At 47.2% G+C, this 22309-nt stretch carries 2 protein-coding genes (1 of these 2 running past the window's edge); both read left to right on the top strand.

Annotated elements, in window-relative coordinates:
• Positions 1-791, top strand: partial view of an SDR family NAD(P)-dependent oxidoreductase gene (locus tag HPY28_RS07470; protein ID WP_174230325.1) — the final stretch only. Its footprint begins 11140 nt before the window's first position; only the last 791 of its 11931 coding nucleotides appear in the window; its start codon lies beyond the left edge, outside the window; its stop codon occupies positions 789-791.
• Entirely contained in the window at positions 788-22309 is a 21522-nt protein-coding gene (locus HPY28_RS07465) for a non-ribosomal peptide synthetase (RefSeq protein WP_174230324.1), read from the top strand. Before HPY28_RS07470 ends, HPY28_RS07465 begins: the two co-directional genes overlap by 4 nt.

Below are 22309 nucleotides of genomic sequence, written 5' to 3'. Positions count from 1 at the left end.
GAGAGGAATTGATTCAAGGATTACAGGCGTTTTTGGAAGCGGTAGAGCAAGGCAGTGAGCCAACGGCATCGATTCCTATCTACATAGGAGATCTCGAAGAAGATCAGGCAGGCGTGCGAAATCTTCTTTCAGGCAAGGTAGGAGATACGGTGTTGCAGGTTCTTTTAGCAGAAAATAATCTGGAAAAGCTTGCCCTTCATTGGACGCAGGGAGGTAAAATTCCTTGGGAATCCTTGTATCCACAAGAGCGTCGCACACTCGCTCTGCCTACTTATCCTTTTGCTAGAGAACGCTATTGGCTCTCCGCTTCAGAAGGTGAGGGGGAGCAGCTTGGGACTGAAACGATCCGTCAACCTATAGAAAAAGCGACGTTCGCGATTGATATCAACCCGGACAGCCCAACAGAGGAAAACATTCAGCGGGATATGGCACAATTTCTCTCTCGGGAGTTACATCTTTCGGAAGGGCAAATTAAGATAAACAAATTTTTCTTGGACTATGGCATGGATTCGATCATGGTTACCAAACTGATTCGTCATTTAGAGCAGCGCTGGAATATCAAAATCAAAGGGCGGGAAGTGCTGGAGAACCCGACGATGAAGTCTTTAGCTCATCTACTTGCTTTAAAAATAAGAGAGCTGAGTCATAAAGAGATTGCTTCCACTACAGATTTAGAAGCAACGTCTCAGATTCGCAGTGAACGGACAGAGAATCTGTTGCAAAAATTCAAAGAAGGCCTGCTAAGTTTGGAAGAGATCGAACAGGTAATCGACAAAGGAGGGATGATATGATGCGACGGGAAATCCTCATGGCTTACAAAGAAGGTAAGCTGTCTGCTGCGGAAGTCCAAGAGAAGCTTCTGGAGCTGGAAAACCCATCGTTTACAAGTCCTCTGTCCGTCGGGCAGCAAGGATTGTGGATGTTGCAAAAAATGTCTCCTACGATGAGTGCTTATAATGTTCCGTTATGCTTTTGCATCCGTCAGAAATGGGACGTAGCCTTATTTAAACAGGCTTGCCACCTTGTACGTAAACAGCATCCGATTTTACAGAGTTCGGTTGAAGAAAAGCATGGTGTTCCGTATCTGCTTCAACGTCTGCAATCGCTTGCCATTGAGCAGGAGGACATCTCACACCTAACGTCCCAGGATGTGTTGCCATATCTCAGGCAAAAAGTAAAAGAACCCTTTTCATTGGAAGAGGGTTCTTTACTTCGCATTCATCTATTGTCGCGTTCGGAAGAAGAGCATTTTGTCCTGATTACGATTCATCATATGATATTTGACGGACATTCCTCCTTGTTATTACTACAAGCATTGGTCCATACCTATATCGAGCTGGTTGAAGGAAAGCAGCCAAAAGTAACACCGAATTCAACCAGTTACGCTGACTTCGTAAAGTGGGAACAGGACATGATGGCGAGCGGGGAAGGTAGGGAACATCGTTCTTACTGGCTGGAGCAATTGTCCGGGACGCTTCCACAACTGGAGCTTCCTGCCGATCGGCCACGTTCTTCTGCACCAAGCTTTGAGGGGCAGGTTTTTACGCACGTATTTTCACGAGAGTTGAGTCAGCAGGTGAAGAAGCTCTCCAAGCATTACCGTATGAACACATCTGTTCTCTTGTTAGGGATTTTTAAAGCCTTATTGTATCGCTATACAGGTCAAACAGATGTGATTGTCGGTATGCCAACGATGGGACGTCCAGAAGAAAGATTCGATTCTCTGATCGGTTATTTTGTCAATATGATCCCCATTCGCAGTCAGGTAACGGGGGAAAAGTCTTTCTCCCAGTTCATTCGGGAATTGCAGCTTACGCTGATTGACGGGATGGATCACGCTGTCTATCCTTTTCCAGCGATGGTTCGAGAGGCAAATATACCTCGACTTCACGGGAATTCACCCGTATTCGATATCATCTTTACGTACCAAAATTTTCTACAATCGCAAAACTTGCAGCGATTTTATGATGAATGTCAAAACAAGCTTGCCATCGAATTGATGGAGGGTGTTCATCAAGAGGGTGAGTATGAATTTGAGTTAGAGGTGTTTGAGCAGGAAGCCGAGTTTGTATTGAATCTGAAATACAATCCACATGTCTTTGACCAATCAACGATACAGCGGATGGCAGAGCATTATCACAATATAGCAAACGAAGTCATCCAAAATCCTGACATCGCGTTGGATGAGATACGACTTATTTCTGTTGAAGAACGAAACATGCTGCTCGTTGAGTGGAATGCGACTGAAGCGGCATTCCCACAGGCTTTATGCATCCATGATTTGTTCGAGAAGCGAGTCGAGCAAACACCAGATGCTGCGGCTGTTGTTTATGACAATCAATCGTTGACCTACCGTGAACTGGATGAACAAATTACTAAGCTGGCTATCTATTTGCAAGCCGAGGGAGCAGGTCCTGAAGCTACAGTGGGGATTTGTGTCGAACGCTCTTTGGAAATGGTCATCGGCATTTTAGGTATTCTGAAAGCTGGCGCAGCTTATGTTCCATTGGACCCAACCTATTCCACAGAGCGGTTGGCATACATGGTGGAAGACAGTAAGAGCCGTTTGGTGCTTACCCAAGCTCGCCTTTTGGACAAGGTATCGTCAGCGGCAAGAGGAAATGCGAAATGCATCGTGTTAGACAGGGATTGGGAAGAGGTTGAGCAGACAGCCCAGCGACAAAAAACACTCAACCGGGTAGTAAACCCAACCAATCTAGCCTATGTGATTTATACATCTGGAAGCACAGGGAAACCCAAAGGGGTCATGGTGAGTCATGAAAGTATCATCAATACCCTCTTTTTCCTTGAATCCCGTTATCCCGTTATGGAGAACGACGTTTATCTGCTCAAAACCAACTATGTGTTTGATGTTTCTTTGTCCGAGCTGTTTGGCTGGTTCATTGGTAGAGGACGTCTGGTTATTCTTCCGCCACATGGGGAGAAGTCTCCAGAAATGGTAGCCGAATCTATCGTGAAGCATCGCGTGACTCATGTCAATTTTGTTCCGGCGATGCTGAATGTCTTCGTGAACGGCGCTGGAGAGAATCAGCCATTCCTGCAGCATTGTCCGCTCAAATATGTAATGGTTGCAGGAGAAGCCTTTCCAAAAGAGTTGGTGAAAAAGACGGTTGCTACTTTTCAAAAGGCGAAGATTGAAAACATTTACGGACCAACAGAAGCCTCTATTTATGCGGCATGGTTCTCCTGCTCTGAACATGAACTGGTTAGCAACAATACACCGATTGGTAGACCTGTCGCAAATACACAACTCTACATCGTTGATCGCCATATGAATCCCGTCCCAGTTGGTGTTCCAGGGGAGCTTTGTATTGCAGGAAAAGGCTTGGCTCGCGGCTATTTGAATCGCCCAGAGCTTACCGCAGAGAAGTTTGTGGATAACCCGTTTACACCGGGAACCAAGTTGTACAAAACAGGGGATTTAACACGTTGGCTCCCTGATGGAACGATTGAGTATTTAGGCCGAATCGATCATCAAGTAAAAATTCGTGGTTTTCGAATTGAATTGGGTGAGATCGAGAGCCAACTAATGACTCATCCACAGATTCAAAGCGTTGTGGTGTTGGTGAAAGAAGAGGGAGATTATAAGCGGTTGGTTGCTTATTATGTTCCGAAAGCAGGTGCGAACCATGAACGGCTTGAGCCCTCAAAATTACGGGATTATTTGAGAATGAATTTGCCAGAGTATATGCTCCCGGCATTTTTTGTTTCTATGGATAAAATCCCGTTAACCGCTAATGGAAAAGTGGATCGCACAGAGCTGCTAGATCAAAAGCTTGTGGTAACACAGGCGAAGAAGCAGAGTCTGCCACAATCTGATATTGAGCAAAGGACTTTGAAAATTTGGCAGGATGTCCTGAATGTAGAGGGGATCAGTACAGAAGATGGCTTTTTCGATGTGGGTGGAGACTCGATTCTCGCTACCATGGTTGTAGCCAAAATGACGGAAGAGTTTCAGTGCGATCTAAATGTGACCACGTTGTTTAAGTACGTCAATATTAGAGAAATTAGCGAATATATCGCAACAAGGAAAGAGAATGAATCGGATGAGCAAGCGGATTTTGTCAATCCGAACCAGGCAACGGCGTATAGCGAAGGACAAGTGGAGGAGACTTATCCTGAATACTATGAGGATAGCATCGCGATTATTGGAATCTCTTGCCACTTCCCGGGAGCGAAAAATCATAAAGAGTTTTGGGAGAATTTACGGAACGGCGTAGAAAGTGTACGTTTCTTCTCGGATGAGGAGATCGATCAATTACACCTGCCTGATGAATACTTACAGAATCCGAACTTTATTCCGGTGCAGTCCACCATCGAAGGAAAGGATCACTTCGATCCAGGATTCTTTCACCTTTCAGCTAGAGACGCAGAATTTATGGACCCGCAGTTTCGACTGTTATTGACCCATTCATGGAAAGCATTGGAGGATGCAGGGTATACACCGAAACAGGTTCCGCAGACGGGTGTTTTTATGTCGGCGAGCAATAGCTATTATCAAGCACTCTTGCCGCATTTCACCAAGGAATCACCGAATGTCATGAAGGACCCGAATGAATATGTCTCGTGGGTTTTGGCGCAAGGTGGAACCATACCGACGATGATTTCTCATAAAATGGGGCTGAAGGGACCGAGCTTTGCCGTCCATTCCAATTGTTCTTCCTCGCTGGTTGGTTTGCATCTGGCTTATCGCAGCCTGCAAGCGGGAGAATCAAAGGTGGCTTTGGTAGGGGGCGCGACGATTTTCCCTACGACTTATACAGGGTATGTCTATCAAGCGGGATTGAACTTTTCCAGTGATGGTCACTGCAAGACGTTCGACGCGTCAGCAGATGGCATGATCGGTGGAGAAGGAGTCGGCGTGATTGTCCTCAAAAAAGCTTCCGATGCGATCAAGGACGGCGATCATATTTACGCCCTCATGAGAGGAATTCGCATCAACAATGATGGGGCAGATAAAGTCGGATTTTATGCGCCAAGTATAAAAGGTCAGGCTGAGGTGATTCAGCAAGTATTAGATGACACCAAGGTTCATCCTGAAACAGTTAGCTATATCGAAGCGCATGGAACGGGCACTTATTTAGGAGACCCGATAGAATTTGCGGCGCTCAATGAAGTGTATACAAAATACACATCCAATAAACAGTACTGCGGACTTGGATCGGTGAAGACCAATATTGGACATCTCGATACAGCCGCAGGGTTAGCAGGTTGCATTAAAGTAGCATTAAGCTTATACCATAATGAAATTCCTCCATCGCTAAACTATGAAAAGCCGAATCCGAATATCAATTTGGATCAATCACCTTTTTATGTAGTTGATACGCTCAAAAAATGGGAGGATGCGCCAATTCCCCATAGAGCGGCGTTAAGTTCATTTGGACTTGGCGGGACGAATGCTCATGCGATTTTTGAACAACGGAAGAATGGGACAGAAACTAAGCGTGTCAGCGTAAGCGATGATAACAACCAGCACGTTTATTTCGTGCCGTTATCCGCCAAAAACGATGATCGAGTACTTGCGTATGCCCAGCAACTCATTGATTTCCTTAGCCGGAATCATGAACAAGTCCATATTGCAGATTTGGCCTATACACTCCAAGTGGGAAGAGAAGCGATGGAGAGCAGGGCTATTTTTATTGTCAAAGATACAGCGGAACTCATTCAAAAGCTGAGTGACTTTTTGAGTGGAGAGGAACAAGCAGCAGGTAGCTTTAGCGGAAACGTAAAACAAGCAAACCATGAAGTCTCCCTATTGAAAAAGAATGAGACGAATCGTGAGTTGATTTCCAAGCTGTTTGCAGAAGGCAAAGGAGAAAAAGCAGCCGAATTGTGGAGCAAGGGTCTGGATATCGAGTGGGAAGTCCTGTATAAAGACGCAAAACCTCGTCGCATCAGCCTTCCTACCTATCCTTTTGCGGAGGAGTCCTATGGGGTTCCCGAGATGGATACGAAAACGAACATGAATGTGCGCACGGAGTCGGGATCGGCTTCTGTACAGATTTCGCCAATCTCTTCAGCAACTCCAACGCCAGAAACGCTGCTTCTCCAAACATGCTGGAACGAACAGGAGATCAGCCAAAAAGCTGGTTCGCCTGCTTTTGCAGAGCATCTCGTGATCCTTTGTGAATGGGCAGAGGAATTCAGAGAGCGTATCGAATCCGAAATGAACGGAGTGCACTGCCTGGTCTTACAACCACAAGCACAGCAGGAAAGTATCGCAGAACGGTTCCATGCCTACACCGTTCAGGTATTCACGGAAATCCAGCGAATCCTTGCCAATAAACCAAAGGGAAAAGTTCTAGTTCAGCTTGTTGTACCTGACAAAGAGGAACAGCAATGCTTCTCCGCTCTCTCTGGTTTGCTGAAAACGGCTCAATTGGAGAATCCAAAGCTGATTGGACAGCTTATTGAAGTGATGGCAGAGGTCAATCCAGCAGATTTGGTCCAGAAGCTGAAACAAAACAGCAATGATGAGAAAAGTAAGCACATTCGTTATCAGGATGGCAAGCGCTGGGTGAGCGGCTGGACAGAAATGAAATCTTCTGGGCAAGCGGAGCATGTATGGAAAGAAGATGGGGTTTATCTGATTACGGGCGGTGCAGGCGGATTAGGCTTGATTTTTGCCAAGGAAATCGCCGAGCGAACGAAGGGAGCGACTGTGATTATCACGGGTCGCTCTTCCTTGGATGAAGATAAGAAAGCCAAATGCAAGGAATGGAAAGCACTAGGAGCCAATATTCAATATCGTCAGGCTGATATCACACAAAAGCAGGCGGTAGAAGACTTGTTCCAATCTATCAAGCAAGAGTTTGGTAGCCTCACTGGCATCATTCATGGTGCGGGAGTCATTCGTGACAGTTTCATCATTAGAAAAACAACGGATGAACTGGAACAAGTGTTGGCGCCAAAAGTTTCTGGACTTGTTCATCTCGATGAGGCAAGCAAGGATATGGCGCTCGATTTCTTTATTCTCTTCTCCTCTGGGGTGGGGTGCTTCGGGAATGCGGGGCAAGCCGATTATGCTGCTGCCAATGCCTTTATGGATCAATACGCCAAGTATCGTCGTGGATTGATGAAAGCAGGTGAACGACAGGGCCAAACACTCTCTATCAATTGGCCGTTGTGGAAAGATGGCGGTATGCGTGCGGATGAAGCGACAGAGAAGATCATGGAGGCAAGAGGCATGGTAGCGATGCCGACTGCAAGCGGCATTCAGGCACTGTATCAAGGGGTGGCTTCTGGCTCTGTGCAGATGTTGGTTATCGAAGGCAATTTGCCAACACTCAAGGAACACTTGCTAGGTAATCCTGTCGTGTCGCAGCTCGATTCGACACCGATGCAGGATGCGAAGCTATCGGTCGATGCAGGCGTGTTAAAAGATAAAACGCTTTATCAGCTAAAAGTGATGTTCGGTCAAGAGACGAGGCTTGGGGCAGGTAAAATCGCTGTCGACGAACCGTTCGAAACATACGGAATCGATTCGATTATGGTGATCCAGCTGAATAAAAAGCTAGGTGATGTCTTTAGCGAATTGTCCAAGACCATCCTGTATGAATATCAGACTCTTAACACCCTTGCAGATTATCTCGTCGCTGATCATCATCAGGAATGCATGAAGTGGACGGGGCTTGATCGTCAGGGTGCGGTCAATCATGGAAATTCAACAGCACGGGCGCATAACGAACGTGATACAGCCAACCATGAACCGACTGGCAGTGTAGCCGTGCAATCAAGAAATCAGATAGCGCGGGAGCCGATTGCTATTATCGGCATGAGCGGACGTTATCCAAAAGCGCGATCGTTGAACGAGTATTGGGAGAATCTGAAATCTGGAAAGGATTGCATTACGGAAATTCCAGAGGAACGTTGGTCATTGGATGGCTTTTTCGAACCTGACCCAGACAAAGCTGTGGCAGAAGGAAAAAGCTACGGAAAATGGGGCGGATTTGTAGACGGATTCGCTGACTTTGACCCTCTCTTTTTCAATATGTCCCCGTGGGAAGCGATGCATTTCGATCCGCAGGAACGGTTGTTTATGGAGTCGTGCTGGGAAGTGCTGGAGGACGCAGGTTATACGAGACAACTGCTTGCAGAAAAGTACAATCGACGAGTCGGAGTGTTTGGAGGGATCACAAAAACAGGGTACAGCTTGTATGGACCTGATTTATGGAAGCAGGGTGAATTGATTTACCCGCACACATCGTTTAGCTCACTGACGAATCGTGTTTCCTATTTCCTCAACCTCCAAGGTCCGAGTATGCCGATTGATACGATGTGCTCTGCTTCGCTCACAGCGATTCATGAAGCGTGCGAGCATCTGTATAACGGGGATTGTGAGCTAGCGATTGCTGGCGGAGTCAACCTATATCTGCATCCTTCCAGCTATGTCTTTTTGTCAGCGCTGCATATGCTTTCCGTAGATGGACAATGCAAAAGCTTTGGGCAAGGCGGAAACGGTTTTGTACCAGGAGAAGGCGTAGGTACAGTACTGCTCAAACCACTGTCAAAAGCAATGGCAGATGGCGACCATATCTATGGATTGATTCGTGGAACCAGTGTGAATCACGGTGGAAAAACCAATGGCTATACCGTACCGAATCCAACTGCTCAAGGAGAGCTGATTCGCCAGGCGTTGGATAAGGCAGGCGTTCATGCCAAAAACGTAAGCTATATAGAAGCGCACGGAACAGGCACGGAGCTAGGTGATCCAATTGAAATTACGGGTCTCATTCAGGCCTTCCGCAAGGATACGCAGGATACGGGATATTGTGCGATTGGTTCCGTTAAATCCAATATTGGTCACTTGGAAGCGGCGGCTGGAATAGCAGGAGTGGCAAAAATTTTGCTGCAAATGAAGCATCAACAGCTGGTCCCAAGCCTGCATGCGCAAGAGTTGAATCCGAATATTCCTTTTTCGAAAACGCCTTTTGTCGTTCAGCAGGACTTGGCTGAATGGAAACGACCGATCATGGAAGTGGATGGAGAAAGGAGAGAATTCCCGAGAATTGCCGGGATTTCTTCTTTTGGTGCAGGAGGGGCCAATGCACACGTCGTGATTGAGGAATATATTCCTCAGGTCAAGGAACGGCCTTCGATTACGATCAGTCCGCAAAATCCGGCGATCATCGTCCTGTCGGCAAAGAATAAGGAGCGTCTCGTCGAACAGGCTCAAAGACTGTTAGCGTCGATTGAGGAGCAATCCTTTACAGATGTGGATCTGGCTGATATTGCGTATACGCTCCAAGTAGGACGTGAGGCAATGGAAGAACGCCTGGCCCTGATGACGAGCTCGCTTACAGAATTGGTAGAGAAGTTGCGTAGCTTTCTTGCAGGTGATAACAGTATTACGGACCTCTATCGCGGTCAGGTAAAACGAGGCAAAGAAACAGCAGACATCTTCGCAGGCGATGAGGAATTGCAAGAAGCGATTGAAAAATGGATGCAACGCAAAAAATTCTCGAAGCTTCTCGATTTCTGGGTGAAGGGTTTGCATTTCGATTGGAATAAACTTTATGACGATGAAAAGCCTCGTCGGATTAGCTTGCCAGCGTATCCTTTTGCCAGAGAGCATTACTGGCTGCCAGAACCAAAGACACAACCGTCAACTATCACTCAAGGTACGCTTGGTCTAACTGCTTCCTTACATCCTTTGCTGCATCAAAATACCTCGGATCTCAGTGAGCAAAGATTCAGCTCTACGTTTGATGGTCAGGAATTCTTTTTATCGGATCATGTTGTAAAAGGTAAGAAGATCCTGCCTGGGGTTGCTTATCTTGAGATGGCTCGAGCTGCTGCGGATCTAGCAGCGGGAGTGCTGGAAGAAGAGCAATTCACGATAGAGCTTAAAAATGTAGGTTGGGCGCAACCAATTGTGGTGGAAGACAAGCCTGTTCAGGTGCACATCGGCATTTATCCTGAGGATAACGGAGACCTTCGTTATGAAATATACAGCGAACCGCAGAGAGAACAGGCTGAATCGGTAATACACAGCCAAGGAAGTATGGTGTTTGCAGCAATCACTGCTGCACCCACGCATAATCTCGATGGGATCAAAGCCCAATGCAGCTATCGCACGCTTCATGCAAGTGAGTGTTATGAAGCCTTTCAAACAATGGGACTTGTCTATGGACCAGCCCATCAAGGAATTGAGCAAGTGTACGTGGGAGAAGGACAAGTATTGGCCAAGTTAGCCATGCCTTCCAAGGTTGCCGAGACGCAAGGAGAATACGTTTTGCATCCGAGCATGCTGGATTCGGCCTTACAATCCTCTATCGGATTATTACTTGGCACAGACGATACAGCGATTCTGAAGCCACTCCTGCCTTTTGCACTGGAGAAGCTGAGCATTTTTAGCCAGACTACCTCCCAGATGTGGGTATGGATTCGACAGGCTGATGGCAGTAGGACGGGAGACAAGGTACAGAAAGTAGATATTGATTTGTGTGACGACCAAGGAACGGTTTGCGTGCGTATGCAGGGCTTCTCGGCACGAGTACTGGAAGGCGAAGTAGAGACAGTGGATTCCAAAGGGAAGCTCGGAACACTACTGGTTCATCCTGAGTGGAAGGAACAAGCGGTTGTGAGCAACGCCGAAGCCGCTGACTATACACAGCGAGTCGTGATGATGGTTGAACCGGATCGCGTTTCTTGGAACAATCTCCAATCCTACTTGGATGGAGTCCGTTGCATTCCTTTGCGATCCTCACAAGAAGGCATTGCCGAGCGTTTTATTGATTATACGACGCAGGTATTTGAGGAAATTCAAAGGATTTTCAAGCAAAAAGTACGCGGCAAGGTATTGGTTCAGCTTGTCGTTCCTTTGCGAGCAGAACAGCCGTTTTTCACTGCGTTCTCTGGGTTGCTGAAAACGGCAAAATTGGAGAATCCCAACTTGATTGGACAGGTAATGGAGGTAGAATCGGGCGACAGCGAATTCGAGATTGCTGAAAAAATAAAGGAGAATGTACGCCGTCCATTGGATGTTCAGATTCGATATCAATCTGGAAAGAGATATGTATCAGAGTGGGTAGAACTGGATGCTCCACAAGAGGCGAGTATTCCGTGGAAAGACGGTGGGGTTTATCTCATCACTGGCGGGGCAGGCGGACTGGGTTATCTTTTTGCCAACGAAATTGTACAAAAGGTTCAACATGCGAACCTGATTCTGACAGGACGTTCCCCATTGGATGAAGAGAAGCAAGGGAAACTCCAGACATGGAGAAGATCGGGAGCAAGAGTTGAATACCGTCAAGTTGATGTGACGCAGAAACAGGAAATGGCAGAATTGATCCGCACGATTCTACAGGACTATGGGCGACTTCATGGCATTATTCATAGTGCTGGCGTGCTTCGTGACAGCTATATCCTCAAGAAAAACAGGGAGGAAGTCCAATCGGTTCTGGGTCCGAAGGTTACGGGTCTCATCAATCTGGATGAAGCCAGCAAAGATGTAGATCTGGATTTTCTGGTGCTGTTTTCCTCGGTGGCAGGCAGCTTGGGAAATATCGGACAAGCTGACTATGCTTGCGCCAACGCCTTTATGGACAGATTCGCGCACTATCGCAATGGATTGGTTGCATTACAGCAACGTCACGGACAGACATTGTCCATGAATTGGCCATTGTGGAAAGAGGGCGGAATGCAGGCAGACGTAGAGGCTGGTGACATGTTGAAGCAAAGCATGGGAGTAGTTGCTATGCAGACTTCGACGGGTATTGCAGCGATGTACCAAGGCTTAGCCTCCGGAAAAGCTCAGGTCATGGTGATGGAAGGTGATCTGGCTAAGCTCAGGCAAACACTGCTTTTGCAAACACCAGTCAGCAGTTCTCAATCGAAGCATGTTCCTGTCCGGTCGGAAGCTTCGGTCACGGTGGATACCAGCAGTCTGTTGCAAAAAGTGGAACTTGCTTTGATGCACATCGTGTCGGAGCTGCTTCAGGTTCAACCCATAGATATCGATGTCAAAGTGGAGCTGTCTGAACTCGGATTTAATCAGGTACTACTGACTGAATTCGCCAACAAGCTTAATCAGCACTATCACATTGGGCTGATTCCGACTGTATTCGTAGAGAGTCCGACGCTACAGCAGCTTGCAACCTATTTACTTGAAGAATTTGAAGAGATGCTGATCAAACAGATGCAGCCAGTGGTATCGATCACACCAACGAAGGTAGAGCCAAATGAAAAACAAACGATCACCACTGTGGAACCAAATGTCCTTCAAGAGAAAGCGACTCATTTTGTTAAAAAGGAATTTGCCGAGGTTCTGCAACTGCCTGTGAATCGAATCGAAGAAGATGTCGCGATGGAGACATACGGAATTGATTCGATTCTATCCATGAAATTAACCAACCAATTAGAGAGAAGCTTTGGCTCGCTGCCGAAAACGTTATTTTTTGAATATCAAACGATTCAAGAATTGATTGGATATTTCTTGGACACCTATCGAGACAAATTCATGGAAATCTTTGGTCTTACAGAACAGCAGGAAACCGTTGTTATCCAAGAAACAGCATCCGTGACAAAAGAAGAAAACACATCGAAAAGGCAAAGGAACAGCCATCGCAGAAGAAGTCGAAAAGGCTCGCGGTTCATTACGACACAGAAGGAAACCCAACCAGCCAAAGGAGCTTTGGACATTGCGATCATTGGGGTTTCTGGACGTTATCCGAAAGCACGGAATACACAAGAGTTCTGGAACAATCTGCGCGATGGCAAGGATTGCATTACGGAGATCCCCAAAGAGCGCTGGAACCACAGCCTGTATTTTGATGAGGATAAGAACAAACGAGGGAAAACCTACAGCAAATGGGGCGGATTCATAGACGGTGTTGACCAATTCGATCCGCTTTTCTTCAACATCTCGCCTCTGGAAGCAGAAATCATGGACCCGCAGGAACGTTTATTCCTGGAGTGTGTGTATGAAACCTTAGAGGATGCAGGTTATACTCGCGAATCTCTTGGCTCGTCTCAAGGCTTCGGACTTGGCGGTAATGTCGGTGTTTATGTAGGCATCATGTATGAAGAGTATCAACTGTATGGTGCACAAGAAACCATGATGGGCAGACCGATGGCCCTTGGCGGAAGCTTCTCATCGGTAGCGAACCGGGTTTCTTATTTCTTTCATTTCCATGGTCCTAGCGTTGCTGTAGACACCATGTGTTCCTCGTCTCTAACCGGCATCCATTTTGCTTGCCAAAGCTTGCTGCGAGGTGAATGCGAGGTTGCGATTGCGGGTGGTGTCAATGTTTCGATTCATCCAAATAAATATTTGATGCTCGGACAGGGGAAATTTGCTTCCAGTAAGGGACGATGCGAAAGCTTTGGGCTTGGCGGTGACGGCTATGTACCTGGTGAGGGTGTCGGAGCGGTACTACTTAAACCCCTGGCGAAAGCAATCGCCGATGGAGATCAAATTTACGGTGTGATTAAAGGAAGTGCCATTAACCATGGCGGCAAAACAAATGGTTATACCGTACCTAATCCGAATGCACAAGCGAGTGTAATTGGACGTGCCTTGAAGGAGGCAGGAATTGATCCACGGACGATTAGTTATTTGGAAGCTCACGGCACAGGTACTTCTTTAGGGGATCCAATTGAGATCGCAGGATTGACAAAAGCCTTCCAAGCGTACACGACAGACAAGCAATTCTGCTCAATCGGATCAGCGAAGTCCAATATCGGGCATTGTGAGAGTGCAGCGGGAATTGCCGGGATAACGAAAATCCTGTTGCAGCTCAAACATGGACAACTAGCACCATCCTTGCATGCGGAGGTGCTAAATCCGAATATTGATTTCAGCACGACTCCGTTTGTCGTACAGCATGAGCTGGCAGAATGGAAACGTCCTGTTATTGACGGTCAGGAAATTCCAAGGCGCTCGGGGGTGAGCAGCTTTGGTGCGGGTGGCTCGAATGCTCATATCGTCATCGAAGAATTCATTCCAGAATATGAGCAACGTCCAGCTATCCAAGTAAGTCACACGAATCCAGCGATCATTCTCCTGTCAGCGAAGAATGAAAGCCAGCTCCACGAACAGGCACAGCGTTTGTTAGCTGCGATCAAGGATCAGTCCATTTCTGACATGGACTTAGCAGCTATTGCCTACACGCTTCAAATTGGGCGAGAAGCCATGGAAGAGCGCCTGGCTGTGATGGCCAGCTCCATTCAAGAGCTTCAGGAAAAGCTGACGCAATTTGTAGATGGGCAGGAAGGCATCACAGACGTATTCCGAGGACAGGTGAAAGGCAACAAAAAGACGATTGCGGTGTTCGAAGCGGATGAAGATTTGAAACAGGCAATCGATGCTTGGATAAGCAAAAGAAAATACGCCAAGCTGCTTGATCTGTGGGTAAGTGGAGGCGTAGTTGATTGGCACAAGCTCTACGGTGAGAAGAAACCTCGTCGCATTAGCATGCCTACGTATCCGTTTGCAAGAGAACGTTATTGGATTCCTCAGATGGATACGCAATTTGTGAGCGAAGTTGCAGCAGCATCAGAAGAGACGCCCTTCCTTCATCCATTGCTCCAGAAAAACACGTCTGAATTGTTGGAACAACGGTATAGTTCTACGTTCCGTGGACAGGAATTTTTCTTGGTCGATCATGTTGTGAATGGACATCAGCTCTTACCGGGTGTTGCTTATCTCGAAATGGCACGCGAGGCAATTGATCAATCAGCGGGAGCCTTGAGGGCGGGACAGAATGGCCTGACGCTCAAAAATATGGTGTGGGCCAAGCCGATTGCTGTCGATGATCAGCCTGTCGATGTTCACATTGGTCTTCAATTGGAAGACAGTGGAGAGATTGGCTATCGAATCTACAGTGAGCATACAGGAAATGAAGCAGAAGAGATTGTGCACAGTCAGGGAAATGCTGTATTCCATGCGGTTGCCGAGACGCCAACGCTTGATCTCGCTACGTTACAAGCCGCGTGCAGCCTTGGCATCTTGAGTGGCAGCCAATGCTATGACGGTTATAAAGCAATGGGAATCCATTATGGTCCGGCGCTGCAAGGAATTGAGCAAGTGTATAAGGGCACGGAGCAGGTGTTGGCAAAGCTGTCTTTGCCTTTCGCTGTTTTGGGGACAGAAGAACAGTTTGTGCTGCATCCAAGTATGATGGATTCTGCTTTGCAGGCGGCGATTGGTTTATTTATGGGGGCAGATGACAGGAGCTTCTCTCACCAGCCTGATTCGCAAAAGCCAATCTTGCCTTTTGCGCTGGATGAGCTGGAAATCTTCAGTCCATGCACGCCGAAGATGTGGGTGTATATTCGCTACAGTGATGGCAGCAGCGCTTCTGATCCTGTGCAGAAGCTGGATATTGATTTATGTGACGAGCAAGGAAATGTTTGCGTCAGAATGAAGCGATTTTCATCTCGTAAGCTGGACGGCAAAGTGGAAGACTTCGAAACCACAGGGGCACAAGAGATGCTGATGGTTCATCCTTGCTGGAAGGAACAGGCAGGTGTTCAGGAAACGGAGACTCCTACCTATGCACAGCATATCGTGATGATGGCGGAAGGCTTTGAATCGTCGCTCGCAAGTATAGCAGCACAGATGGACGAAGTACGCTTGATACCTTTGCAATCCCAACAGGATGGCATTGCGGACAAGTTCGAGACCTATGCTTCCCAAGTATTTTTGGAAATCCAAAGCATCTTTCAACAAAAGATACTTGGCAAAGTGTTATTACAGGTTGTCGTTCCCGACGAAGCGGAGCAATCGTACGTAAGCGGACTTTCTGGCTTGCTGAAAACAGCTCAGCAGGAGAATCCAAATGTAGTCGGTCAATTCATGGAAATAAACCCAGGTGAACATGCGGCAGTAATCGTAAACAAGCTGCAAGAGAATGCCTGCCATCCTATGGACGACCGAATTCGCTATCAAGCGGGTAACCGCTATGTACTGGGCTGGTGCGAAACCAAGCTATTGCATGATGAAGTCACTATTCCATGGAGAGATCAAGGAACCTATCTGATTACGGGTGGTGCAGGCGGTTTAGGGTTGATTTTCGCAAGGGAAATCGCAAATCAAGCGAAACAGGCAACCTTAATTCTCACAGGACGTTCTCCTCTTCTCGAAGATAAACAAGCGATGCTCCATGATTTGCAAAGGTCAGGGGCAAGTGTTATCTATCGTCAAGTTGATGTGACGGACAAGCAGGAAGTCGTCCAGCTCATCCAAAGTATTCAACAGGAATTCGGAGGTCTTCACGGCATTATCCATAGCGCGGGTGTCGTTCGAGATAACTTCATCCTCAAGAAAACGACAGAAGAATGGAACCAAGTGGTAGCCCCAAAAGTTGCCGGCCTTACGAATTTGGATGAGGCAAGTAAAGATCAGCCTCTCGATTTCTTCGTCCTCTTTTCTTCGATAGCAGGAAGTATAGGAAATGTTGGTCAGGCAGATTATGCTTGCGCGAATGCCTTTATGGATGGCTATGCGAAATATCGGAATGAACGGGTGCAGGCAAAGCAACGTCAAGGTCAAACAGTCTCCATCAACTGGCCGCTCTGGAAAGAGGGCGGGATGCAAGTAGACGAAGCAGTTGAGGAGATGGTGAAACAAAGGGTTGGAATGATCGCTTTGCAGACCGCGACGGGTATTCGTGCATTTTATGAAGCCGTAGCTTCTCGAAAAGATCAGGTGATGGTAATGGAAGGAGACCTGCAACGCCTCCACGCAGCAGTGGTGGGAAGACCGAAGACAACAGAACAAGAAGTCAAAGCTTCTACCGTCATACAACCAACAAGTCAACATTTGCCAAAGGAAAAAGCGATTTATTATTTCAAAAAGCTGGTCTCTTCCGTCATCAAGCTGCCAATTGACCGCATCGAAGCAGACGCCTTGTTGGAAAAGTACGGAATTGACTCGATTATGGTCATGCAATTAACCAATGAACTAGAAAAAACGTTTGGTTCGCTGTCGAAAACATTATTTTTCGAATATCAAACCATCGAAGAAATTGCGAAATACTTCCTGGCATCGTATCGAGAGCAAATGATGAGTATCTTTGGTATGGACGAGAAAGAAGCACCAACGGCATCCCCTGTTAAAAAGTCGAGCGTTGCACCAGAGATGGTTGCTGCAACGGCAAAACCGATCATTAACAACCGCAGGAGCAGAGGCAACGCATTGATAGAAACGACGAGAGAAACCAAACAAGCAAACGACGCCTTGGATATTGCCATAATTGGGGTCTCCGGTCGTTATCCGAAAGCTGGAAACATGAATGAGTTCTGGCGTAACCTGCGTGATGGCAACGATTGTGTCACAGAAATTCCTGAAGAGCGTTGGGATCACAGCCTGTTTTTTGATGCAGATAAGAAAAAGCAAGGAAAAACCTACAGCAAGTGGGGAGGCTTCCTGGACGGTGTAGATCAATTTGACCCGTTATTTTTCAATATCACACCAAGAGAGGCTGAGATCATGGACCCGCAAGAGCGCTTGTTCTTGGAATGCGTCTATGAAACGTTAGAGGATGCCGGGTATACTCGTGAATCTCTCGGCTCAACACCTGGCATGGGTCTAGGCGGTAATGTCGGGGTTTATGTCGGAGTCATGTACGAAGAATACCAGCTCTACGGAGCCCAGGAAACGATGCTCGGCAGACCGATGGCACTGGCAGGAAGTCCAGCCTCCATTTCGAATCGGGTTTCTTATTTCTGCAACTTCCATGGACCTAGCATGGCGGTAGATACGATGTGTTCCTCTTCCCTGACAACCATTCATTTGGCTTGCCAAAGTCTACAGCAAGGGGAATGTGAGGCTGCTATTGCAGGTGGAGTCAATGTTTCCATTCACCCGAATAAATACTTGATGCTTGGACAGGGAAAATTTGCATCGAGCAAGGGACGATGCGAAAGCTTTGGTATCGGCGGTGACGGGTATGTACCTGGCGAGGGTGTGGGAGCAGTCCTGCTCAAACCTCTGGCGAAAGCGATTGCCGATGGAGATCAAATTTATGGTGTGATAAAAGGAACAGCGGTTAACCATGGAGGAAAAACGAATGGATACAATGTACCTAGCCCGAATGCCCAAGCTCGGGTTATTGGACGTGCTTTCCAAAAAGCCGGAATCGATCCTCGGACGATCAGCTATTTGGAAGCACATGGTACGGGAACCTCTTTAGGCGATCCCATTGAAATTACGGGCTTAACGAAGGCATTCGAAACGTATACAAATGACAAACAGTTTTGTGCCATTGGATCGGCGAAGTCCAACATCGGGCATTGTGAGAGTGCAGCGGGCATTGCTGGGGTGACAAAGGTCTTATTGCAGCTCAAGCATGGACAATTAGCACCATCCCTGCATGCTGAAGTACTGAATCCGAATATAGATTTCACCATGACGCCCTTTGTTGTCCAGCAAGAGCTGGTGGAGTGGAAACGCCCTGTCATTGACGGACGGGAAGTTCCACGACGTGCTGGTGTGAGCAGTTTTGGTGCGGGAGGATCGAATGCTCATGTGGTGATAGAAGAATATCTTCCCAAAATGCAAGAACAGCCTACTGTACGGACAAGTCCGCAAAATCCTGCTTTGATTCTCTTATCGGCCAAAAATGAAGAACAGCTTTATCAACGGGTACAACGACTGCTCGGAGCCATTGCGGAACAGGGATTGTCTGATGCGAATTTAGCTGAAATGGCATATACCCTTCAAGTGGGACGAGAAGCGATGGAAGAACGTTTGGCTGTGATCGCGGGCTCAATGATGGAACTTGAAGAGAAATTAAAGCAATTCATAGGAAGACAGAAGGACATTGAAGACCTGTACCACGGACAGGTAAAACGTCATAAAGAGACCTTGGCAATCTTTGCAGCAGATGATGATATGCCGCAAATGATTGATTCCTGGATGAACAAAGGCAAATACGGAAAATTGCTGGACGTTTGGGTGAAAGGGCTGAACTTGGACTGGAGCAGCTTGTATGGTGAGAGAAAGCCTCGCCGGATTAGTCTTCCAACCTATCCCTTTAGCAGAGAAGCTTATTGGGTGCCTGGTAGATATACGTCATTTACAGGTGCAACATCCCTATCCACATATGAGCAACATCCCGTTGACTCTGACATGCGCATCGTGAAAAAGCAATGGAAGGCTTGCCCAGTGATGCCAACCAAGGTAGCTCATCGGACGATAGGTATTTTCACAACGGATGAAACGAAGCATTTGGCGATTCAACTGTCCAACCATTTCGCTAAGAGTGAAATCATGGAGCTGAACGAGCTCGAATCACGATTCCATCAGGATGAGATGGAGTGGAAAAACTATGATGGCATCGTAGATTTGATCGGTTGTGGACATCAGCAGCAGACCGATACGCTGGCTTGGATTCCGTGGCTGCAACAACTCATTGAGAATGGTCATAAGGAAGGCTTGAAGTTATTGGGTGTGACAAAAGGCTTGGAGTCTTTCCAGAATGACTCGGTCAATTTGGCAGGTGCCTCACGTGTTGGTTTGTACCGCATGCTGCAAAGTGAATATAAGCATCTGCAATCACGCCATGTGGATTTAGATCCATTGGCTGATGGAGAAGAACTGGCGCAACAGATTGTAGCAGAGTTTCTCATCGATGATCAGGAAACAGAGGTTTGCTATCGATCAGGTGAGCGTTATAGCGCTTATCTGCAGGAAGAGATGGTAGCGGAAAGTCAGGAGTCAGCGCTTGTTTTCCCAGAGAACCATGTTTTATTGATCACAGGAGGTACACGAGGGCTTGGATATTTATGTGCCAAGCATTTTGTAGAGCGTTATGGTGTCAAAAAACTGGTGCTCACAGGGCGAGAAAGTCTGCCGCCACGCGAGCAATGGGGAGCCTATCAGCAGCAAAGCAATTCTGTAGCAAAGAAAATTCAGGCGATACAAGCTTTGGAAGCGCAAGGCGTGCAGGTTCGAGTCTTATCTGTATCTTTAACCGATGAAGAGGCTTGGCAACAGCATTTGCAGGATTTGAAACAGACGATGGGTCCGATTGGCGGGTTGATTCATTGCGCTGGTTTTAGCGATGATAAAAATCCTGCGTTTATTCGGAAATCGACGGAGGGAATTCAGCAGGTATTACAACCGAAAGTGGCTGGGCTGCATACGATTTTCCATAACTGCAAGGACGAGCCTCTACAGTTCTTCGTTCTCTTTTCATCTGTTTCGACAATCATTCCATCCCTGGCTGCGGGCCAGAGTGATTATGCGTTAGCCAATGCCTATATGGATTATTTTGCAGAGGCACATGCAGATTCTTGCCCGATCATGAGCGTTCAGTGGCCGAGTTGGAAGGAAACGGGAATCGGTGCCGTTGCGACCAGAGCGTATCAACAAACAGGTCTGGTACACATCACTGACGAGCAAGGACTGCGATTGTTGGATCATATTTTATTGAATAAGATGGGTCCCGTTGTTTTCCCGGCAGTCATTAACCAAGAGCTGTGGGAACCTCATCAGTTGATGCGACACAAAAAGCAAGAAGCTTCTGCTGCGAGCCTGTATTCTCGTCGTCCAACAGCAGGCAAGCCGACGCAAAGCGTAGTGGATCTTGTGAAGACAGCACAAACAAGACTGATTGAGCTATTTGCGAAGGAACTGAAAATAGATCCTGCCAGATTGGAGATAGATAAAGAGTTTCCAGACTATGGGATCGATTCAGTGTTACTGGCTCAAGTCATGAATGAGATCAGTAAATGGTTAGGCAAGGACTTGGACCCGACGATTTTATATGAATATCCCACTATAGAAACGCTTGCAGAATGGCTGTCTAGCAATCACGGCGCTTCCATCACTGACGATCAGACGCTGACTTCTCCTGAATGGAACGACGATCCGAAGAGTCAGCCCGTCCAGAGTGAGACTGTGAAAAGCCAGAGGGTGAGTAGTCAGGCTACTCCATATAGGGAGGCAAATCCATCTGACATTGCAGTAGTGGGGCTTTCGTGCCGTTTTCCGGGTGCTCGTAATGTGGAAGAATATTGGAATTTGTTAGCGGAGGGCCGTTCAGCCATTGGTGTTGTACCCAAGGAACGCTGGGGCTATGAAAATTCCTATCATGCAGGACTTCTGGACAACATTACTGCTTTTGATCCTTCATACTTCCTGATAGCAAAAGAAGATGCGAAGGCCATGGACCCGCAAGCCTTATTGGTATTGGAGGAAAGTCTTCATCTCTGGCATCAGGCTGGATACACACCGAAGGACATCAAGGGAAAATCGGTAGGCGTCTACATCGGGGCAAGAAGTAATCATCGCCCAAGTGAAGATCGTCTTCATCAAACACAAAACCCGATTATGACCGTGGGGCAAAACTATTTGGCTACAAATATTTCCCAGTACTTCGATCTTAGAGGTCCGAGTATGGTCATCGATACCGCATGCTCTTCGGCGCTGGTCGGGATGAATATGGCGATTCATTCCCTTCGGAGTGGAGAGATTGAGGCCGCTATCGTCGGCGGGGTTAACGTGTTAAGCGGTGATGAAGCACATCGGATGTTCCACCAAAGAGGAATTTTAAGCCAAGAGCCAGCCTTCCATATTTTTGACAAACGTGCGGGCGGACTCGTATTGGGAGAAGGCGTAGGAATGGTTTTATTGAAGACCGTGGAGCAAGCACTTGCAGATGGTGATGAAATACATGCCGTCATCAAGGGAGTAGCGGTCAACAATGATGGACGAACGGCAGGTCCTGCCACCCCGAATATGCAAGCCCAAAAAGAGGTTATGCAGTTGGCAATGACTAAAGCTGGTGTGAATCCGGAACAAATCAGCTATATAGAAGCGAATGGCTCGGGTTCAGAGGTGACAGATTTACTTGAACTCAAAGCGATTCAGTCTGTCTATCGCTCATCTCATACAGCCGCTTGCGGATTAGGCTCGATCAAGCCCAATATCGGTCATCCATTATGTGCAGAAGGCATTGCCAGTTTGATAAAAGTCGTGCTGATGCTCAAAAACCAACAATTGGTTCCGTTCCTGTCGGGGCAAGAGCCGATGACCCATTTCCATGTGGAGTCAACGCCTTTTTATTTTCAGCGACAGCTTTCTGAATGGAACGATTCGCACAGAATAGCAGCGATGAATTGTTTTGCAGATGGGGGGACCAACGCAAACGTCGTTTTACAATCCTGGGAGGAGGCAGTCTCACGTCCGAACAAACGACAGTCGATTGCACCTCCGACGTTAAACCGATTTGACGTCTACCGTGAAGAGGCAGGTCGTTCAACAAAAACACTGACATATCTGAGCCAGAAACCAAACCATACGACCAGTATCTGGAAGCGACAAATAGTGGAGGGATAA

Source organism: Brevibacillus sp. HB1.2 (assembly GCF_013332495.1).
In the GTDB taxonomy this organism is placed as follows: domain Bacteria; phylum Bacillota; class Bacilli; order Brevibacillales; family Brevibacillaceae; genus Brevibacillus; species Brevibacillus porteri.
This window is presented reverse-complemented; position numbering and strand designations above follow the sequence as displayed.